This is a genomic window from Acidovorax sp. YS12 (assembly GCA_021496925.1).
In the GTDB taxonomy this organism is placed as follows: domain Bacteria; phylum Pseudomonadota; class Gammaproteobacteria; order Burkholderiales; family Burkholderiaceae_C; genus Paenacidovorax.
This window is the reverse complement of sequence record CP053915.1, coordinates 1,502,247-1,520,891: the sequence shown is the minus strand read 5'-3', so window position 1 is coordinate 1,520,891 and position 18,645 is coordinate 1,502,247. Positions and strand designations below refer to the sequence as shown.

The 18,645-nt window shown below is 70.3% G+C and carries 15 protein-coding genes; 4 read left to right on the top strand and 11 right to left on the bottom strand.

The features are described 5' to 3' along the window. Positions 1-43: 43 nt before the first annotated feature. Genes YS110_06855 through YS110_06845 form a run of 3 tightly spaced genes read right to left on the bottom strand, consistent with a single transcriptional unit; the run spans position 44 to position 1,264 of the window. Complete coding sequence (locus tag YS110_06855) at positions 44-349, bottom strand: urease subunit beta (protein ID UJB64480.1); 306 nt, start codon at positions 347-349, stop codon at positions 44-46. Further along, positions 346-945, bottom strand: a complete 600-nt coding sequence (locus YS110_06850) for a HupE/UreJ family protein (protein UJB64479.1) — start codon at positions 943-945, stop codon at positions 346-348. The genes YS110_06855 and YS110_06850 overlap by 4 nt, the downstream gene beginning before the upstream one ends. 16 nt (positions 946-961) lie before the next feature. After that, complete coding sequence (locus YS110_06845) at positions 962-1,264, bottom strand: urease subunit gamma (protein UJB64478.1); 303 nt, start codon at positions 1,262-1,264, stop codon at positions 962-964. A gap of 13 nt (positions 1,265-1,277) precedes the next feature. Here YS110_06845 and YS110_06840 point away from each other — a divergent pair, with 13 nt between their 5' ends. Further along, entirely contained in the window at positions 1,278-4,952 is a 3,675-nt protein-coding gene (locus tag YS110_06840; GenBank protein ID UJB64477.1) for a response regulator, read from the top strand. Continuing rightward, positions 4,939-5,910 (top strand): response regulator transcription factor, encoded by a 972-nt coding sequence (locus YS110_06835; GenBank protein UJB64476.1) that lies wholly within the window; start codon positions 4,939-4,941, stop codon positions 5,908-5,910. The genes YS110_06840 and YS110_06835 overlap by 14 nt, the downstream gene beginning before the upstream one ends. A gap of 802 nt (positions 5,911-6,712) precedes the next feature. Here YS110_06835 and urtE read toward each other — a convergent pair. The 6 genes from urtE to YS110_06805 form a co-directional block, all read right to left on the bottom strand. After that, on the bottom strand, positions 6,713-7,417 hold the full coding sequence (gene urtE / locus YS110_06830) for an urea ABC transporter ATP-binding subunit UrtE (GenBank protein UJB64475.1): 705 nt from the start codon (positions 7,415-7,417) through the stop codon (positions 6,713-6,715). Between the two features lie 18 nt (positions 7,418-7,435). After that, the gene (urtD, locus tag YS110_06825; GenBank protein ID UJB64474.1) at positions 7,436-8,314 is read right to left on the bottom strand and encodes an urea ABC transporter ATP-binding protein UrtD; all 879 of its coding nucleotides are present in this window, start codon (positions 8,312-8,314) and stop codon (positions 7,436-7,438) included. Next, positions 8,311-9,468 carry an urea ABC transporter permease subunit UrtC gene (urtC, locus tag YS110_06820; protein ID UJB64473.1) on the bottom strand — a complete coding sequence of 386 codons (1,158 nt, stop codon included), beginning with the start codon at positions 9,466-9,468 and terminating at the stop codon, positions 8,311-8,313. The genes urtD and urtC overlap by 4 nt, the downstream gene beginning before the upstream one ends. 16 nt (positions 9,469-9,484) lie before the next feature. Continuing rightward, positions 9,485-11,107, bottom strand: a complete 1,623-nt coding sequence (gene urtB, locus YS110_06815) for an urea ABC transporter permease subunit UrtB (protein ID UJB64472.1) — start codon at positions 11,105-11,107, stop codon at positions 9,485-9,487. A 62-nt stretch (positions 11,108-11,169) separates the two neighbouring features. Next, positions 11,170-12,447 carry an urea ABC transporter substrate-binding protein gene (gene urtA / locus YS110_06810; GenBank protein UJB64471.1) on the bottom strand — a complete coding sequence of 426 codons (1,278 nt, stop codon included), beginning with the start codon at positions 12,445-12,447 and terminating at the stop codon, positions 11,170-11,172. Between the two features lie 158 nt (positions 12,448-12,605). Next, positions 12,606-13,454 (bottom strand): urease accessory protein UreD, encoded by an 849-nt coding sequence (locus YS110_06805; GenBank protein ID UJB64470.1) that lies wholly within the window; start codon positions 13,452-13,454, stop codon positions 12,606-12,608. A 99-nt stretch (positions 13,455-13,553) separates the two neighbouring features. Here YS110_06805 and YS110_06800 point away from each other — a divergent pair, with 99 nt between their 5' ends. Next, positions 13,554-15,434, top strand: a complete 1,881-nt coding sequence (locus tag YS110_06800; GenBank protein ID UJB67382.1) for an ABC transporter substrate-binding protein — start codon at positions 13,554-13,556, stop codon at positions 15,432-15,434. Positions 15,435-15,477: 43 nt separating this feature from the next. Here the strand turns inward: YS110_06800 and YS110_06795 are convergent, their stop codons facing one another. Both YS110_06795 and YS110_06790 read right to left on the bottom strand, forming a co-directional pair. Further along, complete coding sequence (locus YS110_06795; protein UJB64469.1) at positions 15,478-16,635, bottom strand: diguanylate cyclase; 1,158 nt, start codon at positions 16,633-16,635, stop codon at positions 15,478-15,480. Beyond that, the gene (locus YS110_06790; protein UJB64468.1) at positions 16,632-17,543 is read right to left on the bottom strand and encodes an amino acid ABC transporter substrate-binding protein; all 912 of its coding nucleotides are present in this window, start codon (positions 17,541-17,543) and stop codon (positions 16,632-16,634) included. Before YS110_06790 ends, YS110_06795 begins: the two co-directional genes overlap by 4 nt. A gap of 60 nt (positions 17,544-17,603) precedes the next feature. Between YS110_06790 and YS110_06785 the strand changes: the two genes are divergently transcribed. After that, on the top strand, positions 17,604-18,635 hold the full coding sequence (locus tag YS110_06785) for an ABC transporter permease subunit (GenBank protein UJB64467.1): 1,032 nt from the start codon (positions 17,604-17,606) through the stop codon (positions 18,633-18,635). Positions 18,636-18,645: the final 10 nt, after the last annotated feature.

The window sequence follows — 18,645 nt, the reverse complement described above, 5'->3', positions numbered from 1 at the left end:
GCGCTTGGCTAGCAAGCGCCGGAGGCCGATTTGACTCATATTCCTAGAGCGGGCCTTGCGTCAGGCCGCGAAAGCCGTGGACGACGCGGTCGCCTGCAAAGTCCACCAGCTCCACCGTGCGCTCCTGGCCGGGCTCGAAGCGCACTGCCGTGCCGCTGGCGATGTTCAGCCGCATGCCGTGCGCGGCCTCGCGGTCGAAGCCTAAAGCGCCGTTGGTCTCGGCAAAGTGGTAGTGCGAGCCGACCTGAATGGGCCTGTCCGCCGTGTTGCGCACCACCAGCGTGAGCGTGCGGCGGCCCGTGTTCAGGGCGTGCTCGCCCGCGTCGATGAGGAGTTCGCCGGGGGTCATGTCATTTGCAGCAGAAGGGCACCACCAAAAGCCGCCACGCCCGCGCCAGCGGCGCGCGCCAGCCACACGTGCCGCTGGCGCAGCGCCCAGCCTGCGGCAAGGCCCGCGCAGTGCAGCAGCATGGTGGCGAGCAGCATGCCCGCCAGCGTTTGCCACGCCTGGCCGTTGCCCGCCAGTTCGTAGCCGTGCGCCACGCCGTGGAAGAGGGCGAATGCGCCCACGCCCAGCGCCGCGACGATGCCGGGCACGCGCAGGCGCGAGACGACCAGCAGGCCGGTGGCGAGCAGGGATGCGGCGATCATCGGCTCCACCGCAGGCACGGCCACGCCTTGCAGGCCCAGCACCGCGCCGACGAGCAGCAGCGCGGCAAAGCCCAGCGGCCCCCAGAGCAGATCAGGCCCGGCGCGGCGTGCGGCCAGCGCGCTCCACAGGCCCACGGCCACCATCGCGGCCAGGTGATCCATGCCCAGCAGCGGGTGCAGGAAGCCGTCGATCAAGCTGTTGTGGCTGTGCGATTCAGCGCCAATATGGGCGCTGGCGCTGATGGATAAAGCGCTAGAAGCTATGAAAAAGAGAGCTTTGCGGTAGGGGCGCATGCGGGGGGGTCTCCAGTCAGACGATGGGTTGGTGCACGGTGACGAGCTTGGTGCCGTCGGGGAAGGTGGCTTCCACCTGGATGTCCGGGATCATCTCGGCCACCCCGTCCATCACGTCGGCGCGGGTGAGCACGGCCCGGCCTTCGCTCATCAGCTCGGCCACGGTCTTGCCGTCGCGCGCGCCTTCCATCACGGCGGCGCTGATGAGGGCCACGGCCTCGGGGTAGTTGAGCTTCAGGCCCCGGGCCTGGCGGCGCTCGGCCAGCAGGGCGGCGGTGAAGACCAGCAGCTTGTCTTTTTCACGCGGAGTCAATTCCATTTCGCTTCGCTCAATGCGGGGGTTGCTAGCGCGTGCGGCCTGTCGGCCGAACACGGGGAGTGGGTTCCATGGCCCGCTTTTTTGCAAAAGACATGCCAGGCATGAAAGCTGCACGGCCCGGTGCGTGACCGCCACGCCCACGCCTCCTCCCACACCCCCCGGCCCCGCGCCGGTGCAGCGCATCGTCAAGGTGCGGCGCGACTACAACCGCTGGGTGGCCCGCGAGACGCTGGAGGACTACGCCCTGCGCTACACGCCCGAGCGCTTCCGGCGCTGGTCCGAGTGGCGCGTGGCCAACACGGCGTTCGGCGTCGCCTCGTTCCTGGTGCTGGAGGCCGTGGGGGCCACCCTGCTGGTGCAGTACGGCTTTCTCAACGCGTTCTGGGCCATCGTCGCCACAGGGCTGGTGATCTGCCTGGCCGGGGTGCCCATCAGCGTCTATGCCGCGCGCCATGGCGTGGACATGGACCTGCTCACGCGTGGCGCGGGGTTCGGCTACATCGGCTCCACCGTCACGTCGCTGATCTACGCCTCCTTCACCTTCATCTTCTTCGCGCTCGAAGCCGCCGTCATGGCCTATGCGCTGGAGCTGGCGCTGGGCATCCCGCCGGTCTGGGGCTACGGCCTGTGCGCCCTGGTGGTGCTGCCGCTGGTCACGCACGGCATCTCGGCCATCAGCCGCTTCCAGGTATGGACGCAGCCGGTGTGGCTGCTGATGATGCTGGCGCCCTATGCCGCGGTGCTCTGGTACGAACCTGGTGCATGGCAGGCGTTCATGCACTACGGTGGTGAGGGCGGGCGGGGCGCTGGATTCGACTGGCACCTTTTTGGTGCCGCCATGACCGTGGCGGCCGCGCTCATCACGCAGATGGGCGAGCAGGCCGACTACCTGCGCTTCATGCCCCCGGCGCGGCCGGGGCGCCGCGGGCGCTGGTGGCTGGGCGTGCTGGGCGGCGGCATCGGCTGGGTGCTGCCGGGGGTGCTGAAGATGCTGGGCGGCGCCTTCCTGGCCTGGCTGGCGCTGCAGCACATGGTGCCGGCGCAGCGCGCGGTGGACCCGAACCAGATGTACCTGGCCGCCTACGAATACCTGCTGCCCTACCGCTGGGCGGTGTGGGCCACGGCGGTCTTCGTGGTGGTGTCGCAGCTGAAGATCAACGTCACCAATGCCTACGCGGGCTCCCTGGCGTGGAGCAACTTCTTCTCGCGCCTCACGCACAGCCACCCGGGGCGCGTGGTCTGGGTGGTGTTCAACACCCTGATCGCCTTCCTGCTGATGGAGATGGACCTCTTCCAGGTGCTGGCCGAGGTGCTGGCGCTGTACGCCAACATCGCCATCGCCTGGATCATGACCGTGGTGGCCGACCTGGTCATCAACAAGCCCCTGGGCTGGTCGCCCCGGGGCATCGTGTTCCAGCGCGCCTACCTGTATGACGTGAACCCGGTGGGCCTGGGTGCCATGGGGCTGGCCTCGGTGCTGTCCATCGCCGCGCACCTGGGGGCGATGGGGCCCACGGCCCAGGCGTTCTCGGCCGGCGTGGCCATGGCCACGGCGCTGCTGGCGGCACCGGCCCTGGCCTGGGCCACCCGGGGGCGCTACTACCTGGCGCGGCCTCCCGCGCCGTGCGCGGGCACTGGCGGGGATGCTTGCCAGGGCTGCGGCGCGCAGGTTTCGGGGCCGTGCCAGCCGGTGCTGCGCCAGTGCGTGGTGTGCGGCGGCGCGTTCGAGGCGCCCGACACCGCAGACTGCCCGGCCTACCAGGGCTGCATCTGCTCGCTGTGCTGCACGCTGGACGCGCGCTGCAACGACCTGTGCAAGCCCCACGCGCGCCTGTCCGCGCAGTGGCTGGCGCTGCTGCGGCGGCTCCTGCCCGCGCGCAGCCAGCCCTACCTGGAGGCCGGGCTGGCGCATTTCCTGTGGCTCATGCTCATGCTCGCGCCCGTGCTGGCGGTGGTGCTGGGGCTGCTGTACCGGCAGGAGCTGCAGGGCGTGCTGGCCACCTTCGGCCAGGCGGGCGAAGGGCTGGCCGCGGTGCTGCGCACCGGGTTCGTGCGCGCCTACGTGGCGCTGCTGGCGGTGCTCGCCCTGGTGGCCTGGTGGGTGGCGCTGGCACACAAGAGCCGCGAAGTGGCGCAGGAAGAGTCGAACCGGCAGACCCGGCTGCTGATGCAGGAGATCGCGTCCCACCGCCAGACCGACGAGCAGCTGCAGCGCGCGCGTGCCCTTGCGGACCAGGCCAGCCAGGCCAAGACGCGCTACATCAGCACCATCAGCCACGAGCTGCGCACGCCGCTCAACAGCATCCTGGGCTACGCGCAACTGCTGCAGGAAGACCCGGGCCTGCCGCCCCGGCACGGCCATGCGACCCGCGTCATCCTGCGCGGCGGCGAGCACCTGCTGTCGCTGATCGAGGGCACGCTCGACATTGCGCGCATCGAGTCCGGCAAGCTCACCCTGCAGCCCCAGGTCCTGGATTTGCGCGCGGCGCTGCACGAAGTGGCGGGGCTGTTCGAGCTGCAGGCCCAGGCCAAGGGCCTGCGCTTCGTGTTCGACGAGCCCGAGTGGTGGCCGCGCGCCGTGCGCGCCGATGAAAAGCGCCTGCGCCAGATTCTCATCAACCTGCTGGGCAACGCCGTGAAGTTCACCGCGCGTGGCGAAGTGCGGCTGCGCGTGCGCTACCGGCGCGAGATGGCGGTGTTCGAGGTCGAGGACACCGGCCCCGGCATCGCCGCGGCCGACCTGGCGCGCGTCTTCGAGCCCTTCGTGCGCAGCAGCGCGCAGCCCGTGGCGGACGCCCCGGGCTCGGGCCTGGGGCTGACCATCGCCAAGATGCTGACCGACCTCATGGGCGGCGAGATGACCGCCCGCAGCGCGCCGGGGCAGGGCACCTGCTTTCGCTGCCGGCTTTTCCTGCCCGAGGTCTATGCCGAGGCCCAGGCGGCCGGCCTGCCGCAGCGCGCCGCGCTGGCCGGGGTGTGCGGGTACGCCGGCGCGCGCCGCACGGTGCTGGTGGTCGATAACGAAGAAGCCGACCGCCAGCTGCTCGTGCGCTGGCTGGAGCCGCTGGGCTTCCGGGTGCACACCGCCATGCACGGGGAGGACGCCCTGGCGCAGCTCGCGCGCGGGCTGCGGCCCGACGTGGTCTTCATGGACCTGGCCATGCCCGGCATCGACGGCTGGGAGACGCTGCACCGCATGCAGCAACTGGCGCTGCAGCCCAGGCCGGTGTGCGCGGTGGTGTCGGCCAACGCCTTCGACAAGGGGCTGGACAACCCCGTGGGGCTGCGGGCCGACGACTTCCTGGTCAAGCCCGTGCGCCGGCAGGACCTGCTGCACTGGATGGCCGGGCGCCTGGCACTGGCCTGGGTGCAGGGCGAGGCGCCCGGCCCGAACCCGGATGCCCAGGCCCCGGCGGCGGGCGGCGCGCCGCCCGTGCCGCCACCCGACCTGGACGCCGAAGCCCTGGGCAGCCTGCTGGAGCTGGCACGCCTGGGCTACTACCGTGGCTTCGTCAAGCGGCTCGAAGCGCTGCAGGCGCTGCACCCCGGCTGGGCGCCGTGGCTGCAGCACCTGCAGGCCGAGGCGCGGGCCTTCCGCTTCGAGGCCCTGACCGAATCCCTGGCCGAATCGCTGCAAGGCCTGCGCTTGCCGCCGGACCCGAAGAAGGAACGCGATGCCCTGGAGTGACGTGGACCCGGTGGATACCGTGGTGCTGATCGTGGACGACGTGCCCGACAACCTGGCGATGCTGCACGACGCGCTGGACGCGGCGGGCTACACCGTGCTCGTGGCCTTGAGCGGCGCGGCCGCGCTGGAGCGCGCGCGGCAGGCGCGGCCCGACGTGATCCTGCTCGACGCGGTGATGCCCGGCATGGACGGCTTCGAAGTGGCGCGGGCACTCAAGCGCGACCCGGCGACGGCGCCGATTCCGGTGCTGTTCATGACCGGCCTGACCGAAACCGAGCACCTGGTGCGCGCGCTGGAGGCGGGCGGCGCGGACTACGTGACCAAGCCGGTGAAGCCCGCCGAGGTCATGGCGCGCATGGGGGTGCACCTGCGCGCCGCGCGCCAGGCCTCGCGCGAGGTGCGCGAGCGCCAGCAGGCGCGCAGCGCGCTCGACGCCTTCGGCTACGCCACCATCATGGTGCGCGCGGGCGACGGCCGGCTGATGTGGCAAACGCCCCTGGCGCGCGAGCTGCTGCGGCGCTACTGCTGCACCGAGGCGCCCGCCACCCCCGCGCCCGTGCTGCAGTGGCTGCGCCGCTGCCTGCCCGCCCTGCCGGGTCTGGGCGAGGCGCCCCGGCTGACGCTGCAGGAGGGGGGCAGCCGCCTGACGTTCCGCCTGCACCGGCAGACGGGCGATGAGTCCGGGCCCGAGGGCGACTGGCTCATTGTGATGGAGGAGGCGTCGGACGGCGCGGCCATCGAGGCCCTGTCGCAGTCGTTCGGGCTGACCTCGCGCGAGGCCGAGGTGCTGTACTGGGTGGCCCAGGGCAAGATCAACCGCGACATCGGCGACATCGTCGGCGCCAGCCCCGCCACGGTGAAGAAGCACCTGGAGCGGGTGTATGCCAAGCTGGGCGTGGAGACGCGCACCTCGGCTGCGGGCATGGCGATGAACCGGGTGAAGGCGTTGCAGCGGTAGGTTTTTTTGATAGCTGGTTGCGCTTGCTGGGCTTGGGTTTGGGGCTGTTTTGATGCGTGTGGTGGGTTTGCTTCCCGGAGCCGGGACTCGCCCCGGCGGGCGACTCCCTTTTCTTGCTCGTGCAAGAAAAGGAAGCAAAAGAAGCACGCCCCTGCTGCCCGTATCCCCTTCGCTGTCGCGAAGGGGCAGCCTGCGGTGCTCGGGCGCGGGGCGGTGCCGCGTAACTCACTGCGCGCCTGCGGCGCTGCGTTCAAACAGACGCGGCAAGTCAGATCACGAAGCGCGTGTGTCCTTCGGCACACGCGCCCGCCCCACGCCCTGCGCTCCTCGGTACGGCCAGAAGGGGTTTAAAGCCCGCATACGGGCCATCGCTGCGCTCGGCCTGGCGCGCGCGGCGCGCAGCGCCTGCGTGTTGGGGGCCGAGCGTAGCGATGGCCCGTGTCGGTCTCCACCCCCTTTCAGGCTGCGCCTGGGGCGAGGCGATGGTGGGGTGGCATGCGCGAAGTCGCGCATGCTTCGTGAACTGACTCGCTGCGGCTGTTTGAGCGAAGCGCGCAGCGCGCAGCGAGTTCCGCAGCGCACCCCGCCAGCGTCTCGCCCCAGGTGTGCCCCCACGCGCAGCGTGGGGGTCGCAGACTGCGGGGCGCGTTTCTTTGGGTACTTTCTTGCCGCGCGGCAAGAAAGTACCTCGCCCGCCGGGGCGAGTCCCGGCTCCGGGAAGCAAACCCACCACACGCATCAAAACAGCCCAAAACCCAAGCCCAGCAAGCGCAACCAGCTACCAATAACAAAGCACTCCAAGTCAAATAGCCACCAACTGCCGCACCCCCCGCTCAGCCATCTCATGCCCCGCCCCATGGGCCACCACCTCCCCCCGCTCCATCACCACGTAGCGGTCGGCCAGTTCCTCGGCGAAGTCGTAGTACTGCTCCACCAGCACGATGGCCATGGGCCGCCCGTCCAGCCCCTCGCGCGCGAGCTTTTTCAGCACGCGCCCGATGTCCTTGATGATGTTCGGCTGGATGCCCTCGGTCGGTTCGTCCAGCACCAGCAGGCGCGGGCACGGGGCGAGCGCGCGGGCGATGGCGAGCTGCTGCTGCTGCCCGCCCGAGAGGTCGCCGCCCCGGCGCTGCAGCATCTGCTGCAGCGCCGGAAACAGCGTGAAAAGCTGCGGCGGAATGGGCGTTCCGGCCTTCTGCGTGGCCAGGCCCATGCGCAGGTTTTCGTGCACGCTCAGGCGGGCGAAGATCTCGCGCCCCTGCGGCACGTAGCCGATGCCGGCGCGCGCGCGTTCGTAGGGCGCGGCGCGCGTGAGATCCTGCCCCGCGAAGGCGATGCGCCCCGCGCGCGTGGGCACCAGGCCCATGAGCGACTTGAGCAAGGTGGTCTTGCCCACGCCGTTGCGCCCCAGCACCACGGTGATTTCGCCGGCCTGCGCCTGCAGGCTGACCCCGCGCAGGATGTGCGAGCCGCCGTAGTACTGCTGGATGTTGTCGATGTGAAGCATGGGAATTCCTTCAGCGGTTCAGCGGCCCAGGTAGACCTCGATCACGCGCTCGTCGGCCTGCACCTGGTCCAGCGTGCCCTCGGCCAGCACGGCGCCGTCGCACAGCACCGTGACTTTCTCGCTGATGGTGCGGATGAAGCCCATGTCGTGCTCCACCACCATCAGCGAATGCTTGCCCTTGAGGCGCAGGAACAGTTCGGCGGTGCGCGCGGTTTCCTCGTCGGTCATGCCGGCCACGGGTTCGTCGAGCAGCAGCAGCCTGGGCTCCTGCATCAAGAGCATGCCGATCTCCAGCCACTGCTTCTGGCCGTGGCTCAGGTCGCCGGCGCGCCGGGCCACGGCGCCTTGCAGCTGGATGGTTTCGAGCACCTCGCACAGCCGGTCGCGCTGCGCGCCGCCGAGGCGAAAGCGCATGCTCGGCACCACGCGCTTGTCGGTGGCCAGGGCCAGCTCCAGGTTCTCGAACACGCTGAGTTCCTCGAACACCGTGGGCTTCTGGAACTTGCGGCCGATGCCCAGCGCGGCAATCTCGGGCTCGGTGTAGCGCAGCAGGTCGAGCGTGGAGCCGAAGTACACCGTGCCCGCGTCGGGCCGGGTCTTGCCGGTGATGATGTCCATCATCGTGGTCTTGCCCGCGCCGTTGGGGCCGATGATGCAGCGCAGCTCGCCCGGCGCGATGTCCAGCGAGAGCTGGTTGATGGCCTTGAAGCCGTCGAAGCTCACGCTCACGTCCTCCAGGTACAGGATGCGGCCATGCGCCACGTCCACCGTGCCGGGCACCACGGGGCGGCCAAAGGCGGCGCTGCGGTCGCCCGAGGCGGTCTTGCCCTGGGCATGGGGTTCGGCATGGGCGCGGGCCATGCGGCGCGCGCCTTCGTCCATCAGGTCGGGGGTCATGCGCGCTCTCCTTGGCGTTCTTCCTTGCGGCGCAGCTGCCGCACCAGGCCCACCACGCCCTGGGGCATGAACAGGGTCACCGCGATGAACAGCGCCCCCAGGAAGTACAGCCAGAATTCCGGGAACGTCACAGTGAGGATGCTCTTGGCGCCATTGACGATGAACGCGCCGACGATGGGGCCGAGCAGCGAGGCGCGGCCGCCCACGGCCGCCCAGACGGCGATCTCGATGCTGTTGGCCGGGCTCATCTCGCCGGGGTTGATGATGCCCACCTGGGGCACGTACAGCGCGCCGGCCACGCCGCACATCACGGCCGAGAGGACCCAGATGGTGAGCTTGTAGGGCAGCGGGTTGTAGCCGCAGAACATGACGCGGCTTTCCGCGTCGCGGATGGCCTGCAGCACGCGGCCGAACTTGCTGGCCACCAGCCAGCGCGCGCCCAGGTAGCAGCCCAGCAGCGTCAGCCCGGTGAGCACGAACAGCGCCATGCGCATGCCCGGCGTGGCCAGGGGCAGGTCCAGGATGCGCTTGAAGTCGGTAAAGCCGTTGTTGCCGCCGAAGCCGGTCTCGTTGCGGAAGAACAGCAGCATGGCCGCGAACGTGAGCGCCTGGGTGATGATGGAGAAGTACACCCCCTGGATGCGCGAGCGGAAGGCGAAGTAGCCGAACACGAAGGCCAGCAGCCCCGGCACGGCCACGATCAGCACCAGCGTGGCGGCGAAGCTGTCGGACAGCGCCCAGTGCCAGGGCAGCTCCTTCCAGTCGAGGAACACCATGAAGTCGGGCAGCGTGCTTTGGTAGTTGCCGTCCTGGCCGATCTGGCGCATGAGGTACATGCCCATCATGTAGCCGCCCAGGGCGAAGAACAGGCCGTGGCCCAGGCTGAGGATGCCGGTGTAGCCCCAGATCAGGTCCATGGCCAGGGCGCAGATGGCGTAGCACATGATCTTGCCGATCAGGCCCACCAGGTAGTCGCTCAGGTGCAGCGGGTGGCCCGCGGGCACGGCCAGGTTGAGCACCGGCACCAGGGCGCAGACCAGCAGCAGGGCCGCGAGCACGCCGGACCAGCCGCCGCGCGTGAGCAGGGGGCCCTTGGCGGGCAGCACGGGCAGTGCCGGCAGCGCGGCGGGCAGGGGGGAGACGCTTGTCGTCATGGAGAACTCCGGGCGGTCAGGCGCTGCGGCCCTTGAGGGCGAAGAGGCCCTGGGGACGCTTCTGGATGAAGACGATGATGAAGACCAGCACGGCGATCTTGGCCAGCACGGCGCCGGTCCAGCCTTCGAGGAACTTGTTGAGAATGCCCAGGCCCAGCGCGGCGTATACGGTGCCCGCGAGCTGGCCGACGCCGCCCAGCACCACCACCATGAACGAGTCCACGATGTAGTTCTGCCCCAGGTCGGGGCCGACGTTGCCCACCTGGCTCAGCGCTGCGCCCGCCAGGCCGGCAATGCCCGAGCCCAGGGCGAAGGCGTAGGTGTCGATGCGCGCCGTGTTCACCCCCATGCACGCGGCGATGGGGCGGTTCTGCGTGACGCCGCGCACGAACAGGCCCAGCCGCGTCCTGCCGATGAGCAGCGCCACGGCCACCAGCACGGCGGCGGCGAAGCCGATGATGACGATGCGGTTCCAGGGCAGGGTGAGGCTGCCCAGCACGGTGATGCCGCCGCTCATCCAGCTCGGGTTTTCCACGCCCACGTTCTGCGCGCCGAAGAGCGAGCGCACGCCTTGCATCAGCACCAGGCTCAGGCCCCAGGTGGCCAGCAGCGTCTCCAGCGGGCGGCCGTACAGGAAGCGGATCACGCTGCGCTCCATGGCCGCGCCCACCAGCGCCGCGCTGAGAAAGGCCACCGGCAGGGCGGCCAGCAGGTAGGCGTCGAACGCGCCCGGCAGGTAGCGCTGGAACAGGCCCTGCACCACGTAGGTGGCGTAGGCGCCGACCATGATGAGTTCGCCATGGGCCATGTTGATCACGCCCATCAGGCCGTAGGTGATGGCCAGGCCCAGCGCGGCCAGCAGCAGGATGGAGCCCAGGCTGATGCCGGTGAACAGCTGCCCCAGGAAGGCGCTGGCGGCCAGGGCGCGCTCTATGCGCTCCAGCGACTGGCGCAGCGCCGCCTGCACGGCCGGGTCGCGCTCCTGGGCCAGGCGCTGGGCCAGCAGCGCCTTGACGATGGGCTCGCGCGCCTGCGCCAGCAGCGTGGCGGCGTCGCTGCGCTGTGCCGCCTCGGGGCTGCCGAGCTGCAGCGCGGCGCGCGCCAGGCGCAGCGACTGGGCGGCGGGGGCCGAGAGCTGGCCGGCATGCGCGGGCGACAGTGCCTGCTCCACCAGCGGCAACTGGGCCGGGCTGGGGTCGTCGAAGGCGCCGCGCTGCAGGGTGGCGGCGGCCTCGCGCTGGCGGGCCGGGTCGCCGGTGAAAAGATCCATGCCCGCCAGCGCCGTGTCCAGCGCGCCGCGCAGGCGGTTGTTCACCACCGCCTCTTCGGCGCTGGCGGTGAGGGCCACGGGCTGGCCGTCCACGGCCGCGGTGGCGCGGCCGTCGCGCACGATGAGCACCTGGCCGTCCTGCACCTGCACGGCCTCGTCGGCCAGGGCGCGTACCAGCGCATGGCCGCGCGCATCGGTGCCGGCGGCCAGGTGCATCAGGGTTTCGATGCGGGTGTCGCCGTCGCCCTCGGCCAGCCGCAGGGCTTCTTCGCTGGTGAGCGCCCAGGCGCTCCAGGGCAGCAGCAGCGCGGTGCCCAGGCCGGCGGCCAGGGCCAGCCGGCGGCACGCATGCAGCAGTGTGGGATGCATAGCTCGCTTTCGGGAGTCGATTTCTGGGGGGCCGCCAGCGGGGCGGCCCCGGCGGGCCTTGCTTACTTCTTCTCGGGCACGTTCTTCTTGCCCGCGTTTTCCGCGATGTAGTCGCTCCACGGGTCGGCCACCACCGGGCCCTTGGTCTTCCACACCACCTTGAACTGGCCGTCGGCCTTGATTTCGCCGATGAACACCGGCTTGTGCAGGTGGTGGTTTTCCTTGTCCATGGTGGACACGAAGCCGCCCGGCGCCGGGAAGGTCTGGCCGGCCATGGCGGCGATCACCTTGTCGGTGTCGGTGCTGCCGGCCTTGTTCACGGCCTGGGCCCACATGTTCACGCCGATGTAGGTGGCTTCCATGGGGTCGTTGGTGAGCGGCTTGTCCTTGTGGCCGGGGATGGCGTGGGCCTTGGCGTAGTCGCTCCACTTCTTCACGAAGGCATCGTTGGCCGGGCTCTTGATGCTCATGAAGTAGTTCCAGGCGGCCAGGTGGCCCACCAGGGGCTTGGTGTCCACGCCGCGCAGCTCTTCCTCGCCCACCGAGAAGGCGACCACCGGCACGTCCTTGGCCTTGAGGCCGGCGTTGCCCAGCTCCTTGTAGAAGGGCACGTTGGAGTCGCCGTTGATGGTGGAGACCACGGCGGTCTTCTTGCCCTCGGAGGCGAATTTCTTGATCTTGGCGATGATGGTCTGGTAGTCGCTGTGGCCGAAGGGGGTGTACTCCTCCATGATGTCGGCGTCGCCCACGCCCTTGGACTTGAGGAACGCGCGCAGGATCTTGTTGGTGGTGCGCGGGTACACGTAGTCGGTGCCCAGCAGCACGAAGCGCTTGGCCTCGCCGCCGTCCTTGCCCATCAGGTATTCCACGGCCGGAATGGCCTGCTGGTTGGGGGCAGCGCCGGTGTAGAACACGTTCTTGCTCAGCTCCTCGCCCTCGTACTGCACGGGGTAGAAGAGCAGGCTGTTCTTTTCCTCGAACACCGGCAGCACGGACTTGCGGCTGACCGAGGTCCAGCAGCCGAACACCACGGCCACCTTGTCCTGGTCGATGAGCTGCTTGGCCTTCTCGGCGAACAGCGGCCAGTTGGAGGCCGGGTCGACCACCACCGGCTCCAGCTTCTTGCCGAGCACGCCGCCCTTGGCGTTGATCTCGTCGATCGCCATGAGCACCGTGTCCTTGAGCACGGTCTCGGAAATCGCCATGGTGCCGGAGAGGCTGTGCAGCACGCCGACCTTGATGGTGTCGGCGGCCTGCGCGGGCAGGCCGATCAGGCCCATGGAGGCCACGGCGGCAGCGGCCGAGAGGGTCTTGAGCGTCAGGCGGCGGGAGGTGGACATGGTGCGTTCCGTTTCTGTCAAAGAGGGAGAGGAGGACTCTGCCGCCTGGGGTGCGGGCGCCCGCGGCGCCCTTCTCAAGCGGACGGGTCCATGCTAGGGAGACCCTCCCGGAACGTCTGTACGCCATGTGGCGTATGGGGCGTGGGCGTTTGGGCCGCTCACACGCTCCAGATGCGCGGCGGCGTGCCGTCCAGGCCCCAGGCTGCGCGCCGCAGCGTGGCCCAGAGTTCCTGCCACAGCCGCATGGCGGGCTCCACCTGCGGCGCCAGCGCGCGCACCACCAGCACCTGCGCGTTCGGGCAGGTGGCGCCGCAGCGCGCGGCCAGCGGGTGGCGGTCGATGACGGCCCGGCAGGCTTCCAGCAGGGTTTCGCGCCGCGCCCGGTCCAGGGGCGTGCCGCAGGCCAGGGCCAGGGTGGCCAGGGTGCTCTGGCCGTCGAGCCCCAGGGGGCTGCCGAGCAGGCGCCCGTCCCCGGCGTCGATGCGCGCGCGCTCCAGCCACACGCCGGGCCAGTCCAGGTGCTGCGTGATGCGGCCTTGCGCGAAGGCCTGGCCCGTGGCGGGCAGGCCCAGGCTTATCACGTCCCAGAGCAGCAGCTCGGCCCCCGGGGCCAGGGCCAGGTCCAGCCGGTTCACCGCCTGGCAGCCGGGGTAGGCGATGGTCTCCAGCGGCAGCCACTCCAGCCGCGCGCCTTCCGCCAGGGCCAGGCGCACGCTCTGCTCGGCGGTTTCGCCCGTGGCCGAGCGGTAGAAGCGCGTGGCTCCCGGGGTGGAGACCAGCCCATGGGCGCCGGGGCCCACGGCCACGTCGATCTCCAGGCGGTCGCCCTGCACGAGTCCGCCCGGGGGGTGGACGATGACGTTGTGGCAGATGCCCGGGCCCTCGGGGTAGAGGCTTTTGAAGATGCGCAGCGGGCCTTGGTGGCGGTGGCGCAGCACGGTGCGCGCGCCGCCGGTGTGCGTGTCGTCGCGCTGGTATTGCAGGTAAAGGTGGGCGTGCCAGGGCATGGGCGGCGATTGTCTTTGATTCGTGCCGTGCGCCGATACACTCGGGCGTTCGCGCATTCGGCGCCGTGGAACAAGGGTTTCGAGGATGCAGTCGTGGTGATGGGCAAGAGTCGTTGCAAGATCCGGGCCGCCGTGCTGTCCGTGGCGTGGGTGGCGGGCGCGGCCTGCCTGGGCCTGCCTGGGGCCGCCTGGGCCGGGCATGGCTACGCGCTGTGGGGCCCGCTCAGGTACCCGGCGCAGTTCGCGCACTTCGACTATGTGAACCCCGCGGCGCCCAAGGGGGGCGAGCTGCGCCTGGTGAGCAACCTGCGCGTGTCCACCTTCGACAAGTACAACCCGTTCACGATCAAGGGCAACGCACCGGCCTACCTGGCGGATCTGCTGTTCGACAGCCTGCTCGCGGGCTCCATGGACGAGACGGCGGCGGGCTACGGCCTGCTGGCCGAGGACGTGGATGTGGCGCCGGACGGGCTTTCCGCCACCTTCCGGCTGCGGCCCGAGGCGCGCTTCCACAACGGCAAGCCCGTGCTGGCCGAGGACGTGAAGCACAGCTACGACACGCTCCTGGGCCCCTACACCTCGCCGGGCTACAAGACGCTGCTCGCCGACGTGGCGGGCGCGGACGTGCTGGACGCGCGCACGGTGCGCTTTCGCTTCCACAAGCCGAACCGGGAACTGCCGCTGACGGTGGGTAGCCTGCCCGTGTTCAGCCGCGACTGGGGCCTGGGCGAAGACGGCAAGCCCAAGCCGTTCGACCAGGTGGTGATGGATGAGCCCATCGGCAGCGGCCCCTACCGCATCGGCCCGGTGCGCTTCGGCAAGGACATTACCTACGTGCGCGACGGCGGCTACTGGGCGCGCGAGTTGAACGTGCGCAAGGGCCAGGCCAACTTCGACCGCATCAGCGTCAAGATCTACCGCGACAACACGGCCCGGCTCGAAGCGCTCAAGGCGGGCGAGTTCGACCTGATGCGCTTTTTCAGCGCGGGCGACTGGGCGCGGCGCGTGACGGGCCGCAAGTTCGGCACCGGCGAGCTGGTCAAGGGCGAGTTCGCGCACAAGCTGCCCGCGGGCTTCCAGAGCTACGTGCTCAACGTGCGCCGCCCGCTGCTGGCGGACGTGCGCGTGCGCGAGGCGCTGGGGCTGGCGATGGACTTCGAGTGGATGAACCGCCAGATGTTCTACGGCGCCTACCGGCGCGTGAACGGCCTGTTCGGCAACACGGCCTGTGAAACGCACGGCACGCCCTCGCCCGAGGAGCTGGCCTTGATGGCGCCCTGGCGGCAGCAGATCCCGGTGGCGGCCTTCGGCCCCATGACCGTGCCGCCCAGCACGGACCCGCCCTCGTCGCTGCGCGCGAACCTGCGCCGCGCCCAGGCCCTGCTGCGCGAAGCGGGCTGGGAGGTGCAGGACGGCGTGCTGCGCAGCGCCAGCGCCCAGGGCGTGCCCAAGGGCCAGGCGCTGGTGCTGGAGTACCTCGACAGCAACGAAGGCAGCATACGCACCGTGGCGCCGTGGACCCGGAACCTCGAAAAGCTCGGCATCCAGGTGCGCTTCCGGCCGGTGGACTTCGCGCTGTACCAGCAGCGGCTGCAGAAGTTCGATTTCGACATCACCTCCATCGCCTACCAGGGCACCAACAACCCGGGTCAGGAGTTCGCCGACCTGTTCGGCAGCCAGGCCGCCGACGCCGAGGATTCGGGCAACTTCGCCGGCGTGAAGAGCCCCGCAGTGGACGCCCTGGTCGCGGCCATGACCGCCGCCAAGACCCAGGCCGGGCTGCTGCCCGCCTGCCATGCGCTGGAGCGCGTCATCGCGCATGGCCACTACCTGATCCCGCAGTGGACGGCGCCCACGCACCGCATGGCCTACAACGCCTGGCGCCTGGCGCGGCCCGAGGTGCCGCCGCCGTATTCGCCGGGCGAGATGTGGGTGGTGAATACCTGGTGGGCCACCCCGGAAAATCTGCAAAAACGATAGCTGCTGGCGCTTGTCCAGCAAGGGCTGGAGCCTTTTTCTATTGTTAACTTCTGGGCGCTGGCCCGGGCTTGCGCTGTTTGGCCGCATACATGGCCTGGTCGGCGTGGGCGAGCAGCGCGTCGCAGGACGTGCCGTCGCGCGGGAATTCCGCCACGCCCAGGCTGGCGCGGACCTGCAGCCGCAGCCCCTCCCAGGCGATGGGCGCCTCCACGGCGTCGCGCACGCGCGGCAGCAGCGCGGGCAGGTCGGGGCCATCGGCCACGACGACGAATTCATCCCCGCCCAGGCGCGCCACCGTGTCCACGCTGCGCACGGCTGCCTGCAGGCGCTGGGCGATGGCCTGCAGCACCGCGTCGCCCACGGCGTGGCCGTGCGTGTCGTTGATGGGCTTGAAGCCGTCCAGGTCCAGCAGCAGCACGCCCAGGCGCGTGCCCTGGCGCGTCGCGCGCTCCAGCGCATGGCCCAGGCGCTCTTCGAGCAGCATGCGGTTGCCCAGCCCGGTGAGCGGGTCGTGGCGCGCCAGGCGCTGCAGCGTGTGCACCAGTTCGTCGTAGGCGTGCGTCACGTCGTCCAGCTCGTCGGTGACGCTGCTGGGCGGCGGGCCATGGTCATGCACCGTGTGGTGCGCCAGGATGGCCTGGCGGAAATGCGCCAGCGGCCGGCCGATGATGCGGCGGAACACCAGCACCGCCCCCGCCAGCACCACGGCCAGCACCACGCCGAACACCGCCAACTGCTGCCACAGCCCCTGCAGCGCGGCGGAGGTGACGGAGGGCGGCGCGAACTCGATGTACAGCTGCCCCACGGCGTATGCACGTCCGAGCGCATCGAGATGGGACAGCGGGGCGCGCAGGCTGCCCGGCAGGGGCTGCCCGGCGCTGCCCTGGGGCGCGCCCGCCGCCACCGTGGCGGCGGTGCAGGCGTCGTCCAGCAGCACGCCGCGCACCTGCGGCTGCCGGGCCAGGGCCTGCACGATGCCCGCCACGGTGGCGCTGTCGCAGTCCCACAGCGGCTTGGACAGGGCGTGGGCGAAGGCGTCCAGCGTCTGCGCGCGCAGCGCGGCGTGGTGCTGCTTCTCGGTGTGGTAGTTGATGGCCGCGGTGAGCCAGGCCGCGAGCCCGAACGCCAGCACCAGCGGCAGCAGCAGCCAGCGCACGAACTGGGCGTGCAGCGGGCGGCGTGGCTTGGGCGCGGCGGTCATGGCGGGGTTGCGGGGCCGGGCTCGAAAAGCAGGTGGCGAAAGCGCGGCGGCACCAGGGTGTGGTCGTAGAACGGGTTGGGAATGTCGATGCGCGTGCGCCGGGCGAAGGCCTGCGTGCCGGGTGGCTGGCGGTGCTGCGACCACACGCGCAGGAAGGTGCCGTCGGCGGCGATCTGGCCGAAGCCCTTGTGCAGCGCGGCGTACAGCGCGTCGGTGCGCGGCCCCGGGGCCACCCAGACGAAGCGGAACCAGGGGTAGTGCACGAGGATGTGCGGATCCACCGTGAGTTGCGGGTAGCGCTTGCGGAAGTGCGGCAGGAAGTAGTTCAGCGTCTCCTCCAGCCCGAGCGGGAACAGGTCGAGAAAGCCCGCCTCCATCTGCTCGGCGAACTCGCCTTCGCTCCAGTGCTTGATTTCCTTGGTCGGAATGCCTGCCGCGCGGTAGATCTCCACGTCCATCCAGCCGACGTTCTGGCCCATGGTGAAGCGCGCCAGGCCGGCCGCCGTGCGCACGCCGGCCAGCTTGTCGCGCTGCGACTGCAGCAGCAGGTTGACGCGCCAGCCCAGCAGGCCGCGGTCCAGCGGCACGGGAACCATGCGCAGCCGCCCCTCGCGCACCAGCCGCAGCCGCGTGGGCGTGGCCGGCATCATGTCGATGTCGGTCTGGCCGCTGCTGATCTGGTGCACGTTGCGCGTTTCGTTGCCCCCGGGCGCATCGGCGAAGCGCGTCGGCATGCCCGCCGCGTCCAGCGCCGCGCGCACCAGGGCGCGCGCGTGGGCCAGGTGGGGCTCGTCCTGCACCACGAACACCGCCTCGGCGGCCCGGGCGGGTGCCACCGGGGCCAGGCAGGCCGCCACGGCGGCGAGGCAGGCCCTCCGGGTGCGGTCAAAGTCGAGAGCGGCAGTCATGTATCAAAGTGCAACAACGGAGCCAAGCTTACCCCAGCCGCCGCGACATAATCGTCAACCATGTTTGCCTACGTCCTCAAGCGCATCCTCCTCATGCTGCCCACGCTGCTGGGCGTGCTGCTGCTGACTTTCGTGGTGATCCAGTTCGTGCCCGGCGGCCCGGTGGAGCAGTACCTGGCCGAGGCCAAGGCGGGCGTGGGCGGGGCGGGTGCCGAGGGCGGCGGGCTGGCCTACCGCGGCGCGCAGGGCGTGGATCCGAAGCGCCTGGAGCAGATCAAGGCGCTGTACGGCTTCGACAAGCCGGCGCACGAGCGTTTCCTCCAGATGCTGGGCCGTTTCGCCCGCTTCGACCTGGGCCAGAGCTTCTTCCAGAACAAGGACGTGTGGCAGCTCGTGAAGGAGAAGCTGCCCGTGTCGGTCAGCCTGGGCCTGTGGACCTTCCTCATCAGCTACCTGGTGGCCGTGCCGCTGGGCGTGGCCAAGGCGGTGCGCGCGGGCTCGCGCTTCGACCTGGTGACCACGCTGCTCATCCTGGTGGGCTACGCCATCCCGGGCTTCGTGCTGGGCGTGGCGCTGCTGGTCATCTTCGGCGGGCAACTGCAGTGGTTTCCGCTGCGCGGGCTGACCTCGGCGAACTGGGACGAACTGTCGTGGGGCGCGCGCATCGTGGACTACCTGTGGCACATCACCCTGCCCGTGACGGCCATGGTGGCGGGCAGCTTCGCGGTCACGGCCATGCTGACCAAGAACGCCTTCCTGGAGGAAATCCGCAAGCAGTACGTGCTGACAGCGCGCGCCAAGGGCCTGAGCGAGCGGCAGGTGCTGTACCGGCACGTGTTCCGCAACGCCCTGATTCCCATCGTCACGGGCTTTCCGGCGGCGTTCATCGGGGCGTTCTTCACGGGCGCGCTGCTGATCGAGACGCTGTTCTCGCTCGACGGCCTGGGTCTGCTGAGCTACGAGAGCGTCATCCGGCGCGACTACCCGGTGGTGCTGGGCACCTTGTTCCTGTTCACGCTGATCGGCCTGGTGACCAAGCTGGTGTCCGACCTGTGCTACGTGTGGGTCGATCCGCGCGTGAAGTTCGATTGAAAAATGGCCA

Coding starts and splice junctions, on each gene's coding strand:
- YS110_06855 (UJB64480.1), bottom strand. CDS start 349: ATGACCCCCGGCGAACTCCTCATCGACGCGGGCGAGCACGCCCTGAAC.
- YS110_06850 (UJB64479.1), bottom strand. CDS start 945: ATGCGCCCCTACCGCAAAGCTCTCTTTTTCATAGCTTCTAGCGCTTTA.
- YS110_06845 (UJB64478.1), bottom strand. CDS start 1,264: ATGGAATTGACTCCGCGTGAAAAAGACAAGCTGCTGGTCTTCACCGCC.
- YS110_06840 (UJB64477.1), top strand. CDS start 1,278: ATGCGGGGGTTGCTAGCGCGTGCGGCCTGTCGGCCGAACACGGGGAGT.
- YS110_06835 (UJB64476.1), top strand. CDS start 4,939: ATGCCCTGGAGTGACGTGGACCCGGTGGATACCGTGGTGCTGATCGTG.
- urtE (UJB64475.1), bottom strand. CDS start 7,417: ATGCTTCACATCGACAACATCCAGCAGTACTACGGCGGCTCGCACATC.
- urtD (UJB64474.1), bottom strand. CDS start 8,314: ATGACCCCCGACCTGATGGACGAAGGCGCGCGCCGCATGGCCCGCGCC.
- urtC (UJB64473.1), bottom strand. CDS start 9,468: ATGACGACAAGCGTCTCCCCCCTGCCCGCCGCGCTGCCGGCACTGCCC.
- urtB (UJB64472.1), bottom strand. CDS start 11,107: ATGCATCCCACACTGCTGCATGCGTGCCGCCGGCTGGCCCTGGCCGCC.
- urtA (UJB64471.1), bottom strand. CDS start 12,447: ATGTCCACCTCCCGCCGCCTGACGCTCAAGACCCTCTCGGCCGCTGCC.
- YS110_06805 (UJB64470.1), bottom strand. CDS start 13,454: ATGCCCTGGCACGCCCACCTTTACCTGCAATACCAGCGCGACGACACG.
- YS110_06800 (UJB67382.1), top strand. CDS start 13,554: ATGGGCAAGAGTCGTTGCAAGATCCGGGCCGCCGTGCTGTCCGTGGCG.
- YS110_06795 (UJB64469.1), bottom strand. CDS start 16,635: ATGACCGCCGCGCCCAAGCCACGCCGCCCGCTGCACGCCCAGTTCGTG.
- YS110_06790 (UJB64468.1), bottom strand. CDS start 17,543: ATGACTGCCGCTCTCGACTTTGACCGCACCCGGAGGGCCTGCCTCGCC.
- YS110_06785 (UJB64467.1), top strand. CDS start 17,604: ATGTTTGCCTACGTCCTCAAGCGCATCCTCCTCATGCTGCCCACGCTG.